This is a genomic window from Novosphingobium mississippiense (assembly GCF_044029535.1).
GTDB lineage: Bacteria > Pseudomonadota > Alphaproteobacteria > Sphingomonadales > Sphingomonadaceae > Novosphingobium.
The window spans coordinates 378,251-392,154 of the sequence record NZ_CP147003.1 but is presented as its reverse complement, the minus strand read 5'-3'; the positions used below and the strand labels follow the sequence as shown (position 1 = coordinate 392,154).

18 protein-coding genes are annotated in these 13,904 nt (G+C 62.8%); 14 read left to right on the top strand and 4 right to left on the bottom strand.

All coding sequences use genetic code 11. The features are described 5' to 3' along the window. Positions 1 to 461: 461 nt before the first annotated feature. From WBP06_RS20320 to arsH, 5 genes are read left to right on the top strand one after another with little or no spacing between them, the layout of a single operon-like run. The gene (locus WBP06_RS20320; RefSeq protein ID WP_395336659.1) at positions 462 to 791 is read left to right on the top strand and encodes an ArsR/SmtB family transcription factor; all 330 of its coding nucleotides are present in this window, start codon (positions 462 to 464) and stop codon (positions 789 to 791) included. Between the two features lie 10 nt (positions 792 to 801). Continuing rightward, positions 802 to 1,215, top strand: coding sequence for an arsenate reductase (glutaredoxin) (gene arsC, locus WBP06_RS20315; RefSeq protein WP_395336656.1), 414 nt, complete (start codon positions 802 to 804; stop codon positions 1,213 to 1,215). Continuing rightward, complete coding sequence (locus tag WBP06_RS20310; RefSeq protein ID WP_395336653.1) at positions 1,212 to 1,748, top strand: GNAT family N-acetyltransferase; 537 nt, start codon at positions 1,212 to 1,214, stop codon at positions 1,746 to 1,748. The genes arsC and WBP06_RS20310 overlap by 4 nt, the downstream gene beginning before the upstream one ends. Positions 1,749 to 1,752: 4 nt before the next feature. Then, complete coding sequence (gene arsB / locus WBP06_RS20305; RefSeq protein ID WP_395337540.1) at positions 1,753 to 2,781, top strand: ACR3 family arsenite efflux transporter; 1,029 nt, start codon at positions 1,753 to 1,755, stop codon at positions 2,779 to 2,781. Continuing rightward, complete coding sequence (gene arsH / locus WBP06_RS20300) at positions 2,778 to 3,524, top strand: arsenical resistance protein ArsH (protein WP_395336651.1); 747 nt, start codon at positions 2,778 to 2,780, stop codon at positions 3,522 to 3,524. Before arsB ends, arsH begins: the two co-directional genes overlap by 4 nt. A gap of 31 nt (positions 3,525 to 3,555) precedes the next feature. Here arsH and WBP06_RS20295 read toward each other — a convergent pair whose 3' ends face one another. Beyond that, complete coding sequence (locus tag WBP06_RS20295) at positions 3,556 to 3,924, bottom strand: ArsR/SmtB family transcription factor (protein ID WP_395336649.1); 369 nt, start codon at positions 3,922 to 3,924, stop codon at positions 3,556 to 3,558. Next, entirely contained in the window at positions 3,921 to 4,580 is a 660-nt protein-coding gene (locus tag WBP06_RS20290) for a peroxiredoxin (RefSeq protein WP_395336646.1), read from the bottom strand. Before WBP06_RS20290 ends, WBP06_RS20295 begins: the two co-directional genes overlap by 4 nt. A gap of 124 nt (positions 4,581 to 4,704) precedes the next feature. Here WBP06_RS20290 and WBP06_RS20285 point away from each other — a divergent pair, with 124 nt between their 5' ends. The 6 genes from WBP06_RS20285 (at position 4,705) to WBP06_RS20260 (ending at position 9,275) form a co-directional block, all read left to right on the top strand. Beyond that, a complete protein-coding gene (locus WBP06_RS20285) occupies positions 4,705 to 5,601 on the top strand; it encodes an MBL fold metallo-hydrolase (RefSeq protein ID WP_395337538.1) in 897 nt (298 codons plus the stop codon). A 31-nt stretch (positions 5,602 to 5,632) separates the two neighbouring features. Next, positions 5,633 to 6,085 (top strand): YeeE/YedE family protein, encoded by a 453-nt coding sequence (locus WBP06_RS20280; protein WP_395336644.1) that lies wholly within the window; start codon positions 5,633 to 5,635, stop codon positions 6,083 to 6,085. Then, positions 6,079 to 6,498, top strand: a complete 420-nt coding sequence (locus WBP06_RS20275; RefSeq protein WP_395337537.1) for a DUF6691 family protein — start codon at positions 6,079 to 6,081, stop codon at positions 6,496 to 6,498. Before WBP06_RS20280 ends, WBP06_RS20275 begins: the two co-directional genes overlap by 7 nt. 31 nt (positions 6,499 to 6,529) lie before the next feature. Then, the gene (locus WBP06_RS20270; protein ID WP_395336642.1) at positions 6,530 to 8,080 is read left to right on the top strand and encodes a TIGR01244 family sulfur transferase; all 1,551 of its coding nucleotides are present in this window, start codon (positions 6,530 to 6,532) and stop codon (positions 8,078 to 8,080) included. Positions 8,081 to 8,095: 15 nt separating this feature from the next. After that, positions 8,096 to 8,875: a sulfite exporter TauE/SafE family protein gene (locus WBP06_RS20265; RefSeq protein WP_395336640.1), complete on the top strand. Its 780-nt coding sequence runs from the start codon at positions 8,096 to 8,098 to the stop codon at positions 8,873 to 8,875. Between the two features lie 127 nt (positions 8,876 to 9,002). Continuing rightward, on the top strand, positions 9,003 to 9,275 hold the full coding sequence (locus WBP06_RS20260; RefSeq protein ID WP_395336638.1) for a hypothetical protein: 273 nt from the start codon (positions 9,003 to 9,005) through the stop codon (positions 9,273 to 9,275). Between the two features lie 104 nt (positions 9,276 to 9,379). Here the strand turns inward: WBP06_RS20260 and WBP06_RS20255 are convergent, their stop codons facing one another. After that, positions 9,380 to 10,690 (bottom strand): chloride channel protein, encoded by a 1,311-nt coding sequence (locus WBP06_RS20255; RefSeq protein WP_395336636.1) that lies wholly within the window; start codon positions 10,688 to 10,690, stop codon positions 9,380 to 9,382. 148 nt (positions 10,691 to 10,838) lie between these two features. Beyond that, positions 10,839 to 11,285, bottom strand: a complete 447-nt coding sequence (locus WBP06_RS20250; RefSeq protein ID WP_395336634.1) for a MarR family winged helix-turn-helix transcriptional regulator — start codon at positions 11,283 to 11,285, stop codon at positions 10,839 to 10,841. A 323-nt stretch (positions 11,286 to 11,608) separates the two neighbouring features. Here WBP06_RS20250 and ectA point away from each other — a divergent pair, with 323 nt between their 5' ends. From ectA to WBP06_RS20235, 3 genes are read left to right on the top strand one after another with little or no spacing between them, the layout of a single operon-like run. After that, on the top strand, positions 11,609 to 12,097 hold the full coding sequence (gene ectA / locus WBP06_RS20245; RefSeq protein ID WP_395337536.1) for a diaminobutyrate acetyltransferase: 489 nt from the start codon (positions 11,609 to 11,611) through the stop codon (positions 12,095 to 12,097). 35 nt (positions 12,098 to 12,132) lie between these two features. Further along, complete coding sequence (ectB, locus tag WBP06_RS20240) at positions 12,133 to 13,470, top strand: diaminobutyrate--2-oxoglutarate transaminase (RefSeq protein WP_395336632.1); 1,338 nt, start codon at positions 12,133 to 12,135, stop codon at positions 13,468 to 13,470. A 27-nt stretch (positions 13,471 to 13,497) separates the two neighbouring features. Then, positions 13,498 to 13,884, top strand: a complete 387-nt coding sequence (locus tag WBP06_RS20235) for an ectoine synthase (protein WP_395336630.1) — start codon at positions 13,498 to 13,500, stop codon at positions 13,882 to 13,884. Positions 13,885 to 13,904 lie beyond the last annotated feature (20 nt).

Below are 13,904 nucleotides of genomic sequence, written 5' to 3'. Positions count from 1 at the left end.
GCATGGCGCCTGACAAGGGTATCAGACTTGGCGATGTCTGCTAGGGCAGCTGCGCGCAATCGCGCCTATCAGTGGGTCGGCAGCCGAAACCGGTGAGGGAAAAAGCGGCCAGGGTTGCACGCCCCCTGTCCGACTACCAAGGATCAGCCGACAGCTGCTTCGATCGAAGCCCCCGTTCCTTCCCGCGCTCGCGAATGGCGAAAAAGTCGGCAGACCACGAGACCCACAAGCGGCGGCGGATGCGGCGGCGGAAGCGGCGGCGGAAGCGGCAGCGGAAGCGGCAGCGGAAGCGGCAGCAAGCAGGTCAGAACATGACATTCTAAAATCAACTTGGGTAGGGTAAGTCGGGCCGGAACCAGAAAAATGTGACGAAGCAACAGCCAACCCGAGAGGCGCTCATTTACATCGGTAATATCCGATGGAATGTTGACCAAAAGAAATGCATCGGATAATCACGATGCATGGACACTGGCGACGCCCTTTCGATTCTCTCGGCACTCGGCCATCCGACCCGGCTCGATGCCTTTCGCCTATTGATCCGCCACGAGCCTGACGGTCTACCGACCGGCTCGCTGGTTGAGGCTTCAGGGCTGACCCAGAGCACGTTTTCGACGCATCTGGCCGTGCTGGCGAAGGCTGGGCTCGTGCTGTCCGAGAAGCGCGGTCGCCATCAGATCCAGCGCGCCAACCTCGACGCGCTGCGCGGGCTGATGATCTACCTTGCTAAGGATTGTTGTGAGGGGCGCGCCGAGCTTTGCGAACCGCTCCTGGCCGAACTCACCTGCTGCTGAAGAGAGAGCAATGACCGATATCGTCATCTATCATAACCCGCAGTGCGGGACCTCTCGTAATGCCCTGGCCATGATCCGGGGCGCCGGCATCGAGCCGCATGTCATCGAGTACCTGAAGACGCCGCCGAGCCGGGCGCAGCTGACCCAGCTCATCGAGCGGGCAAGGATGACGCCGCGCGAACTGCTGCGTGAGAAGGGCACGCCTTATGCGGAACTGGGGCTTGCCGACGAGAACCTGACCGACGAGGCATTGATCGATGCGATGATGGAGCATCCCATCCTCATCAATCGCCCGCTGGTCGTGTCACCGCTGGGGGTGAAGCTCTGCCGCCCCTCCGAAGAGGTACTCGATCTCCTGCCGGCACCGCAGTCCGCCACTTTCGTGAAGGAAGATGGCGAGGTCGTGGAAGCGACACGCCGATGACGCTCACGGTCCGCCCCGCGACGCTCAAAGATGTAGGCGCGATCGCCGATATCTATGCACACCATGTCCTCCATGGCACCGCCACTTACGAGGTCGTGCCGCCGAGCCTCGCCGACACCGAGGCCAAGATCGAGGCTGTCACCGGCCGAGGCTGGCCGTTCCTTGTCGCTTGCGACGGGCTTGAAGTGGTGGGCTACGCTTACGCCACGCAGTTCCGCGATCGTCCCGCCTATGCATACGCCTGCGAGAACAGCATCTACATTGCCCATGACCGGCGCGGCGCCGGTATCGGCAAGCTGCTGCTCGTGGCCTTGCTTCAAGCAGCCGAGGCTCACGGATTCCGCCGGATGGTTGCGGTCATCGGCGGCGGAGAACCGGCATCGGTTGCCCTCCACGGCTCCTGCGGCTTCGAGCACGCCGGACGGCTGACCGGCATGGGCTGGAAAGCGGGCCAGTGGCTCGACACTGTCTACATGCAGATCGCGCTCGGAGATGGCACCGCCACTGCTCCCGACGCTCTCGGTACAGACTGAGCGCATGTCGCTGTTCGAACGCTATCTTTCGCTATGGGTTGCGCTTTGCATCGTCATCGGCATTGGGCTGGGCCACATGATGCCCGGCGCATTCGAGGCGACTGCCGCGCTTGAGGTCGCCAACGTCAACCTGGTGGTGGCCGTGCTGATCTGGCTGATGATCATCCCGATGCTGTTGCGGGTAGATTTCGGGGCACTGCACAGCCTGCGCCAGCACTGGCGGGGCATCGGCGTCACGTTGGTGGTGAACTGGGCTATCAAGCCCTTCTCGATGGCGCTGCTGGGCACGCTTTTCCTCGGCTATCTGTTCGCCCCGCTGCTGCCCTCAGGAGCGTCGTCTTCGTACATCGCAGGCCTGATCCTGCTGGCGGCTGCGCCTTGCACGGCGATGGTCTTCGTCTGGTCCAACCTTGTCGAGGGCGAGCCGAACTACACCTTGAGCCAAGTGGCGCTGAACGACCTGATCATGGTCTTTGCCTTCGCGCCGCTCGTCGGGCTGTTGCTAGGTGTGGCCTCGATCACGGTGCCGTGGAACACGCTGGCGCTATCGGTAGGCCTCTACATCGTCGTGCCGGTGGTGATCTCGCAACTGCTCCGCCGCGTACTGCTTCGTGACGGTGAGAACCGGCTTCAGCATTTCCTGTCCACCATCGGTCCGATCAGCCTATCGAGCCTGCTGCTGACGCTGGTGCTGCTGTTCGGCTTCCAGGGGGAGCAGATCATTCGGCAACCACTCATCATCGCGCTAATTGCCGTGCCGATCCTGTTTCAGGTCTACCTCAATGCGGGCATCGCCTACTGGCTCAGCCGCCGCTTCGGCGTCGCCTGGTGCGTGGCCGGTCCGTCAGCGCTAATCGGCGCTTCCAACTTCTTCGAACTGGCTGTGGCCGCCGCCATCAGCCTCTTTGGCCTCAGTTCCGGCGCCGCGCTGGCAACGGTCGTGGGCGTGCTGGTCGAAGTCCCGGTGATGCTGTCGATTGTCGCCTTGGTGAAGCGGACCCGGCCCTGGTACGAGAAAGGCATTCCAGCATGAGACTGCGCGAACTTACCGCTCCCGATCACCTCCCGGCTCTCGACAAGGCCTTTGCATTTGAGCACCCGGCAATCGGCCTTGGTGCCGATCAACCACCGCCCCGCATCCTCCTGCTCTACGGTTCGCTAAGGGAGCGATCGTTCTCGCGCCTCGCCGTTGAGGAAGCCGCGCGCATCCTGCGCTATTTCGGTGCCGAGACCCGCATCTTCGACCCAAGCGATCTGCCGCTGCCCGATCAGATCGCTGGCGACGATCACCCGGCCGTCCACGAACTGCGCGAGCATGCGCTGTGGTCGGAAGGCATGGTGTGGTGCAGCCCCGAGCGGCACGGCCAGATCAGCGGGATCATGAAAACGCAGATCGACCATCTTCCGCTCCAGATGCGCGGTCTTCGCCCCACCCAAGGGCGCACGCTTGCCGTCATGCAGGTGTCCGGCGGGTCGCAATCGTTCAACGCCGTCAATTCGCTGCGCCTGCTCGGCCGCTGGATGCGGATGTTCACGATCCCCAACCAGTCCTCGGTGGCTATGGCCTACAAGGAGTTCGATGAGGACGGGCGTATGCGGCCATCAAGCTATTACGACCGGATCGTTGACGTGATGGAGGAACTGGTCCGGTTCACGGTGCTGATGCGCCCGCATGCGGTGCAACTTGTGGATCGATATTCGGAGCGTAAGGAAGCTGGAATTCCTGTCGATGCGGCTACGGACCATTGCGCAATAGCCCTAACTTCTTCCAGCTAATCGTCGCCCGGCCCAGCGGCATTGATATCTGTTAGCCCAGACGTGCAAACGCAGCGGCTCCGGTCAAATTGTCGCGTGATGGCCGCGTTCGCCCGCCTCGCCCTTGCTCATACGGCTCGGGCATCAGCAGGAACTTGAGGCTAGCGCAAAGCGCATCCAGTGCCCCCTGATCGACGGCATAGAACACCAGGCGAGCCTCTCGCCGCGTTGCGACCAGGCCGGCCTGTCGCAGCACCGAAAGCTGCTGAGACAGCGCCGGCTGGGTGATGCCGGTCCTGGTCTCGATCTCGCCGACATTGCATTCGCTTTCGCCCAGGCAACCGAGGATTGCATAGCGCAGTGGATGGGCGATGGCCTTGAGCAGCTCGATCGGAGCCTGTTCCTGCGCACCCGGAGTCATTGCGGCATCTCATCCAGGAACCAGCTGGTTGGTTCGTCGGCCGAAAAGACGCTGTCGAGCGTGGGGGTGGGGCGTTGGAGGAGAGGCTGCCCGGGGTGCCAGCCTTCGGGCGGGAAGCCGCTTGCCGCGTCAGCGGCCTGCAGGGCGGCAACAAGGCGCAGGATCTCCTCGATCGAACGTCCGATTTCCACGGGGTAGGTGACGATCGCGCGCACGACCTGTTTTGGATCGATCACGAAGACGCTGCGCACGGCACCGGCATCATGTGCGTCAGGCGCGACCATGCCGTAAGCCTGGCCGACGACAAGGGTGGGGTCCTCGACAATCGGAAAGCGGACTTCGACGTCGAACCGGTCGCGAATCGCGCGCACCCACGCAAAGTGCGAATAAAGGCTATCTACCGAGAGCGCGAGCAAGTCGCAGTCCAGCATCGCAAAGCTTTCGGACGCCTTGGCGAAGGCAACGAATTCCGACGTGCAGACCGGCGTGAAGTCGGCCGGGTGCGAGAAGAACACCAGCCAGCGACCCGCATAAGCAGCCATTTCGACCGGCCCCGTGGTGGAGCGGGCGTGAAAGTTCGGAGCCCTGTCGCCAATGCGAAGAGATGCGCCGCTGCTGCGCGACGCGGCTGTGGGGGCGGTATCGAGATCGTCCATGCTTTCAACGTATCTGGCCGCGCGGCTTGACGCAAGAAACATTCATATTTACATAAATCGGCAATTAAGGAGGTGAGTCGTGACCGAGTCCGTCCCTGCCGATGCCGCGCTGGCGGATGCCCGTATGCTTGTCGAGGCCGCGAGGCGCGGCGATGGCATTTCTGCCGAGATCGCTGCATTCTTCGACGAATCAACGAATACCGTGACGTATGTGGTCCATGATGCCGCAACCCGCGAGGCGGCGGTGATAGATTCCGTACTGGATTTCGATGCGTCATCGGGTCGTACCCGGCATGCGTCGGCCGCGCGCGTGATCGACTATGTTACTTCTAATAATCTGAAAGTATCGTGGCTGCTGGAAACGCATGCCCATGCCGACCATATCTCGGCCGCTCCCTATCTGCAGGAACGGCTCGGCGGTCGGATCGCAATCGGTGCGCAGATCGTGCGCGTGCAGCAGGTTTTCGGCACGTTGTTCAACGCCGGCACCGACTTCGCGCGCGACGGTTCACAGTTCGACCATCTCTTCGTCGATGGCGAGCCGTTTCGGATCGGCGGACTGGAAGCGATCGCGCTCCACGTTCCGGGCCATACCCCCGCGGACATGGCCTATGTGATCGGCGATGCCGTGTTCGTCGGCGATACGCTGTTCATGCCGGACTATGGCACCGCCCGAGCCGATTTTCCCGGTGGCGACGCCGTCCAACTCTACCGCTCGATCCGGCGCCTGCTGTCGCTTCCCTCCAAGACGCGGTTGTTCCTGTGTCACGACTACAAGGCCCCGGGGCGTGACGTCTATGCCTGGGAAACCACCGTTGAAGCCCAGCGGGATAGCAATGTCCACGTTCACGACGGGGTTCCGCAGGAGGCTTTCGTCTCAATGCGCAATGCACGCGACGCCACGCTTTCAATGCCGACGCTGATCCTCCCCTCGGTGCAGGTCAATATGCGAGGCGGTCACTTTCCGGCGCCGGACGAGAACGGGATCACGTATCTCAAGCTGCCGGTCAACGCGGTCTGACATCGAACGGGGGCTGATTGGGAGAAGTGCCATGTTGTCTTCGTTTTCCGGACTTTTCCCGCATGCGGAGCCGCTTCGCGGCCTTGCGGGGGGCGCTCTGATCGGCCTTGCCGCCGCGATAATGTTACTCGGCAATGGACGGATCGCCGGGGTCAGCGGCCTGCTTGGCCGGACGCTGGGTCTCAGCGGCGGCGCGCCCTGGACGATTGCTGCACTATTCATCGCCGGATTGCCGCTGGGCGCCTTGCTGCTTTCGGTCCTTGCCGGTCCGATCCCCGCGCGTTTTGCGCCCTCTCTGGCGGTTCTGGCGGTGGCAGGGCTGATCACCGGTATCGGAACAAAGTTGGGTAGCGGTTGCACAAGCGGCCACGGGGTTTGCGGCATGTCGCGCCTTTCGCCGCGCTCGCTGGTCGCCACGGCGACGTTCATGGCCAGCGGCATGGCAACGGTTGCGCTGGTCAATGCGGCAGGAGCAGGCTGGTGACGGTACGACCGCTTCTCGCGCTGCTTTCAGGAACGATGTTCGGCGCCGGACTGGCGCTTTCCGGGATGATGGACCCGTCGCGTGTGCGCGGGTTCCTCGATATCTTCGCAGCCTGGGACCCGACGCTCGCATTTGTCATGGGCGGTGCACTAGCCGTGATGGCGCTAGCCTGGGCGCTGCAGCGGCGCATGCTGAAGCCGATGGCGGCCGAACGCTTCGAATTGCCGGGCACGCGCCTGATCGATGTCCGACTGGTCGGCGGAGCCGCGCTGTTCGGGACTGGCTGGGGGCTTGGCGGCCTTTGCCCCGGACCCGCGCTCGCCTCGCTGGCGCTGAACCCACTCCCTGCCGCCGTATTCGTGGCCGCCATGGTGCTCGGCATGATCGCGCTGCGCCTGTTCGACCGGCCCTGAAGCGCCGTTTCTACGTCAAGGAAAAAGTCCCATGCAGATCCGCAAACTGTCGCCCGACATCTCCGTCTGCGAGCAGCCCAGGGCCGAGGACATGGCACGCATCGCTGCGTTGGGTTTCCGTTCGGTCATCGGCAATCGGCCCGATGGCGAGGAAAATGGCCAACAAATGTGGGCCGAGCTTGCAGCCGCCGCCGGGCGGGCCGGTCTCGCTGCACGCCATCTGCCGATCGGTGGACAGGTGAGTGCTGCCGATCAGGCAGAGGCCTTCGCCCGCGCGCTTGCCGAAATGCCGGGGCCTGTGCTGGCCTGGTGCCGTACCGGCAACCGATCGGAGCAGGCCGCGCGGCTGGCGCTGGACGCGCGGCATGAGCGGCATCACCGCATAGTTATCGTCGGTGGCGGATCGGCAGGAATCGCTACTGCCGCCTCGTTGCTCAAGAGGCGGAAGGGGCTCGATATCGCCGTGGTGGAACCGCGCGATGTCCACTACTATCAGCCCGGATGGACGATGGTGGGCGGCGGCGTGTTCAAGCAGCGCGATACCGTCCGGCCGACCGGCAAGATCATTCCGCACGGGGCGCAATGGGTGCAGGCGGGCTGCATCGGTTTCGATCCCGACAGAAAGGCGATCCTGCTCGATGACGGCGCGCGATTGACCTATGACGTGCTGATCGTCGCCATGGGCAATCGACTGGCCTGGGATGCGGTAGAGGGCCTTGAAGCCGCGCTCGGCCAGTTCGGGGTCACGTCCAATTACCGTTACGATCTGGCACCTTATACCTGGAAGCTGGTGCAAGATATGCGCGGCGGGCGCGCCCTGTTCAGCCAGCCGCCGATGCCGATCAAGTGCGCGGGCGCACCGCAGAAGGCGATGTATCTTTCGTGTAGCGAGTGGCGGCGTCGCGGCGTGCTGGATGGTATCGAGGTGGAATTTCACAATGCCGGTACCGCGTTGTTCGGCGTTGCCGATTATGTGCCTGCGTTGATGCAAGCGGTGGAAGGTTACGGCATCGGACTGCGCTTCGGGTCCAACCTCGTCGCGGTCGACGGGCCAGCGCGGGAAGCGACGTTCCGCACCGCGGATGGCGAGGTAACGCGCCGCTTCGACATGCTCCATGCCGTGCCTCCGCAGGCCGCAAATGCGGTGGTGGCAGCCAGTCCGCTGGCGGATGCAAGCGGCTACGCCGAAGTCGATCCGGCGACCCTGCGTCATGCACGCTATCCCGACATCTTCGCGCTCGGTGACGGCTGCAATACCGGCAATGCCAAGACGGCTGCAGCTGCGCGCAAGCAGGCGCCAGTCGTGGCGGTCAATGCTCTCGCCGTACTCGACGGCAAGTCGCCGATTGCCGGATATGATGGCTATGGTTCGTGCCCGCTTACGGTTGATCGCGGGCACATCGTCCTGGCCGAATTCGCCTATGGCGGCAAACTCGCACCAACCCTGCCGACCTGGTTGATCGAGGGCAAGCGCCCCTCGCGCCTGGCCTGGCATCTCAAGGCGGATGCGCTTCCGGCAATCTACTGGCACGGCATGCTCAAGGGCCGCGAATGGCTCGTGCAGCCGGTGCCTCTCCAGTAGCAGGGGGAGCCTGCCATGTGGGACATGCTTCATCTTGCGCTTGGAATGGTGTCGGGCGCGCTGGTCGGATTCACGCTGGGCCTGGTCGGCGGGGGCGGCTCGATCCTTGCCGTCCCGCTGATGGTCTACCTTGTCGGCGTGCCCAGTCCGCACGTGGCGATCGGCACCAGCGCGCTGGCCGTGGCGGCCAATGCCGCCAGCGGTCTGCTGCAACATGCCCGGGCTGGCACCGTCAAGTGGCGTTGCGGCGGGATCTATGCAGTGGCTGGCGTGGCGGGCGCCTTTGCCGGCTCGACATTGGGAAAGGCAATCGACGGCCAGAAGCTGCTGTTTGCCTTTGCGTTGCTGATGGTGGTCGTCGGCGTGCTGATGCTTCGCGGCCGCGGCAATCCCGGCGTTCCGGGGGCCCAGTGCAACCGCGATAACGCACCCAAAGTTCTGGCTTTCGGGCTCGGAACCGGTGCCTTTTCAGGCTTCTTCGGGATCGGCGGCGGCTTTCTGATCGTGCCGGGACTGGTGGCCTCCACCCGTATGCCGATGATCAATGCCGTGGGCACAAGTCTTGTCGCGGTGACGGCGTTCGGGCTGACGACAGCTTTCAACTATGCTTTGTCCGGGCTTGTCGACTGGCCGCTCGCGGCCGTGTTCATCGCCGGCGGCTTGCTTGGCGGCCTCGGCGGCACCGTGCTCGCCCGGAGGCTCTCGGGCAGCGGTGCGCTCACGGTAGTGTTTTCAGCGCTGATCTTGATCGTAGCAGCCTACACGCTCTACAGAAGCAGTGGGTGGGCAGCATGAAGCGGGCACTTTGACTGCCAAAGAGGTGCGCCAAAGCGTGACTCGCACGCCTTGAACCAAGCGATCACATAGCCTATCCTGCTGTTTCGATTGGGAGCATACGGAGTTAAACCAGGAGGAAGAGGCAATGGCCTTGCTCCAAGTTTTTGCCGACGCAATGTGGATGGTCGGCGGCAGTCTGATTGCGGCAATAATCCTTGCGTGGCTTGGCTGGACCGCTTTCAAATGGGCGCATCACCCCGAATTCGGCGTGCCCGTGATGATGACAGTCTGCCTGGTCGCAGCACTGACTATCGCCAGTCACAGCGAATTTCTGAAGATGATACTATTCTATTCGAGCCTTTTGGCCGTCGCGCTGAGGCCTGCAGGGCGTGCCTGGCGCAAGAATCACGACCTTTGAGCGCGGTTGGGATATAGCCCTAGCCGCACGTCGCTGTCCGGCAAACCTGAGATTGTCCGCACAATCGGTCCATTCGCACCGACCAGGCGGCCGGCTTGCCCTTGCTAGACACTCGAAGGCTTCTCTGCTGGCAGAAATCGGCGCGACAGACCGTGATAGAGCTTTTCCTTGCAGATAAACTGCGCGGAAAATTCTCCTACGACTGCCGCGGCCAGAAGGGGCATCATCAGCCCCCTGCTTGCGGTGGTCTCGGAGATGATGATCACGGCGGTCAGCGGAGCGCGCACGACCCCGGTAAAGTAGGCAACCATGCCAAGCAACACCACTGCACCGGGAGGATAACCCGGCAGGATACTGCGGAGCAAATCACCGATCCCAGCGCCGATTGAAAGCGAGGGCGCGAAAATGCCTCCCGGAATACCGGAAATCGCGGTCGCAAGCGTCGATACAAACTTCGCGGCACCGAACCAGGCGGGTACGCTGCCCCCGCTTATGATGCTGTTGGCCGTATCGTATCCTGTGCCCCAGGTAAGGCCACTGAAACTACCGAGCACGGCAACCACAACACCGCAGGCGCCGGCAAACAGTAGTGGCCGGTCCCGAAGCCTTGCGAATGGTTGCCACTGGATCGTACCTGCATCCAGCATCAAACGTGAAAACAACCCACCTGCCAGCCCCCCGACAATGCCGGCTATCGGTGTCGCGATGATGGCCTGCGACAAGCCCAGTGTCTGGCGCATGGCGCCAAAATAGATGTAATCGCCAGCGACGCCGAGACTGACCATGCCGGCAATCAGGACCGCAGCCATGACCAGCAAGGTCATGCGCTGCTCATATGCTGCCGCCAGTTCCTCGATCGCGAAGGCTACTCCTGCCAGGGGTGTATTGAACGCCGCTGCAACGCCTGCCGCGCCCCCAGCGATGTAGACCGATGATCTTAGCGGAATCCGGAAAATCTTGTGTATGCGCCCCATCACGGCAGCGGCGATCTGGACAGTTGGCCCTTCTCTGCCGACCGATGCGCCAATCAACAGGGCGCCGATCGTGAGGACGAACTTTGCGATGGCCGCACGCAGCGAAACGAGCGTCGAAAGCGCCGCTTCGGGATTCTTGGTCGCTGCCATGACCTGGGGAATTCCGGAGCCTTTGGCGACAGGCGCGAACCGGTTCGTCAGCCAGACGATTGCGGCAAATCCCAACGGCGTGATCAGCAGCGGCGCCCACCACCAATGAGCATAGAGTGCCCGAAACTTCGCATTCCCCCAATCGGCCAGTTCAGCGAACAGAAGCGCAATGAGTCCGATGAGGATGGCACCCCCAACGATGGCAATACGGCGCCGCCAGACCAAAGCTTCGGGGCCGTGCCGACGAAAGATGATGCGCAAACGGCGAAGCTGAAGGTATTGAGGAGACATCGCAGGTTGGGAACTCGAGCTTCGACCGTGGGGGAGTGGCGGTTCACGCCTCATGGGGCGTCACTGGCTCCAAGTCCACCCCGTGAAGGTTACAATGCCGCGCCGCCCCGGCAAGCGCGCGAGCGCACAGGTTCGAGGGAAAACGAGTTCAGGCGGGCCCCGGAACTTCCGGCGTCAGCAACGAATCCAGTCGCTCGAGCGCGGCCAGGATCATCGCCTGCTCCCATGAGGCAAGGCCGGTAAACCCTTGGCTGAAACGCATCTGCAGCGGGAATGGCGAGGCCCTCAGCTTTTCACGGCCCAGTTCGGTGACCTGCAGCATGACCTGCCGCTTGTCGGCCAGGCCGCGGGTGCGTGTTACCAATTGTGCTGCGACCAGGCGGTCGACGATGTTGGTGATCGTCGCCTGACTAAATCCCAACGCGCTGGCAATCGTGCTCGGATTGATCGTTTCGTGGGCGCCGATTTGCCGCAAGACCAGTGCCTGCGACGAGGTAAGTCCGGTCGCGGCCGCCATTTTACGGTTCTCCAGTTCGGCAGCGTCAAGAATTTTTCGCAAGGCCAAAAGCGCTGCCGGCGTGAGATCGATTTCCATGGCTGACAGCTAGCTTTCCTGCGGGTTTGCGCCAAGCCTGAAGATACTTCGATAGTCGAATGAATTACAGTTCAATGGCCGTGCCGAACGGCACTTTTTGACTCCGCCCCGTTGCGCATCTCCTCGCAATGCCTATGGTAATGCACGAGAACCACAGATGACATGGCAACAGCCAAGCACGCGAACGTGCTTCGGAGGGTGAAGTAATATTTGATGATGATGTGAAAGAAGTCCGCTCGCGGAACGATTCCGCGAGCCAGATCAGTGCGTGCGTCACCGACGATAACGCCAGCGCAGCCATGCTCAATGCCAGTGCCGCGATCGTGTTACGCGAACCCCATGCGGAAGATGGTCCGGCGGTGTCTGCGCTGATTGCCGCGTCGCCGCCGCTCGATGCCAATTCAGCGTACTGCAATCTCCTCCAGTGCAGCGATTTTGCCGAGACCTGTGTGGTCGCTGAGAGTGATGGCCGCCTTGTCGGCTGGATCTCCGCTTATCGGCCACCTTCGCATCCTGACCGGCTTTTCGTCTGGCAGGTCGCGGTCGCAGCAGAAGCGCGCGGCCAGGGTCTGGGCGGGCGAATGCTCGATGCGCTGATTGAACGCCCCGCATTACGCGCCGTGCGCGAACTCACCACCACCATCACCGATGCCAACAAGGCTTCCTGGGCTCTCTTCGGGGCATTTGCGCGGCGCCGGGGTGCCACACTGACCCGCACCCTGCGCTTCGATCGCGAGAGGCACTTCGCCGGAGCGCACGACACCGAATGGCAGGCTTCCATCGCGCCGCTCGCATTCGCACGTTCCAACTGAACGTTCTTACCAATCAAAGAGGGGGTTTCCTCCAGATGACGACGCTTCCCACGCCGAGCGCCCATGCGCCGGACACCAGCATTTATGACCGCCGAGAATCGCAGGTCCGCAGCTATTCGCGCGCAATGCCCCGCCAGTTCGGCCGCGCCGAAGGCGTCTGGCTGCATGACAGCAAGGGCGGGCGGTACCTCGACTTTCTGTCGGGCTGCGCTTCGCTGAATTACGGCCACAACCACCCGGTACTCAAGAAGGCGCTGATCGATTACATCGCGCGCGACGGGGTGACCCACTCTCTCGATCTGCATACGGAAGCCAAGGCCCGTTTCCTGCGCACTTTCGAGGAGGTTATCCTTGAGCCGCGCGGACTTGATTACCGCGCGATGTTCACTGGTCCGACCGGAACCAACGCTGTCGAAGCGGCGATCAAGCTGGCCCGCAAGGTCACCGGGCGCGAGATGGTCATCGCCTTCACCAATGGCTTCCACGGCATGACGCTGGGGGCGCTCGCCTGCACCGGCAATGCCGGCAAGCGTAGCGGCGCCGGCGTTCCGCTCAGCCATGTCAGCCACGAACCGTTCGATGGTTACCATGGCCCAGAGGTCGATACCGCAGACCTGCTCGAACAGCGCTTGTCCGATCCGTCGAGCGGACTTGATGCGCCGGCAGCCTTCCTGGTCGAGACGGTTCAGGGTGAAGGTGGCCTCAATGCGGCTTCCCCCGAATGGCTGCGCCGCATTGCCGCGATTGCCCGCAAACATGGCGCGCTGCTGATTGTCGATGATATCCAGGCCGGCTGCGGCCGCACCGGCAGCTTCTTCAGCTTCGATGGGATGGGCTTCACGCCCGACATCGTCACGCTTGCCAAGTCGCTTTCGGGAATGGGGCTGCCTTTCGCGCTCACGCTGATGCGTCCTGAACTCGACCAGTGGGCACCGGGCGAGCACAACGGCACTTTTCGTGGCAACAACCACGCGTTCGTCACCGCAACCGCCGCGCTTCGCGAATTTTGGGCAGACCCTGCCTTCGCGGACGATATCGCCCGACGTGGCGGCATTCTGGAACGGCGCCTCGAACGCATGGCCTTGCGTCACGGCCTTTCGACACGCGGTCGGGGCATGATGCGAGGCATTGACGTAGGTAGCGGCGAAATTGCCGGGAAGATCACCTCGGCCTGCTTCGCTCAGGGGCTCATCATCGAGACCAGCGGCGCCCACGATGAAATCGTCAAGGTGCTTGCCCCCCTCGTCATTGACGATGCGGTCCTCAATGCCGGGCTGGATATCCTGGAAAAGTCCGTCGCCGACGCTTGCCCCCAGGTTTTGAAAAACAACGCCGACGATCGGCCCGGCATGCCCCTCGGCGTCGCCGCCTGAGCAGCCCCCAGCAAAAGGAATTCAAGAATGATCGTTCGCAACCTCAGCGATATCCGCCAGTCCGACCGTCACGTCGAAGGCAAGGGCTGGGTCAGCGACCGCCTGCTGCTCAAGGATGACGGGATGGGTTTCTCCTTCCACGTCACCACAATGTTCGCCGGCGAGGAACTGCACATGCATTACCAGAACCATCTGGAAGCGGTGCTCGTACTTCAGGGAACCGGCACGATCGAGGATCTGGGCACCGGCCTTACCCATGAGCTGAAACCTGGCGTCATGTATGCGCTCAATGCCCATGACCGCCATATCGTGCGGCCGACGGAAGACATCCTGTGCGCCTGCACCTTCAATCCGCCTGTCACCGGCCGCGAGGTCCACGACGAGAGCGGCGCCTATCCGGCGCTTGCGGACTGAAACGGGAGGGACAGGAACAC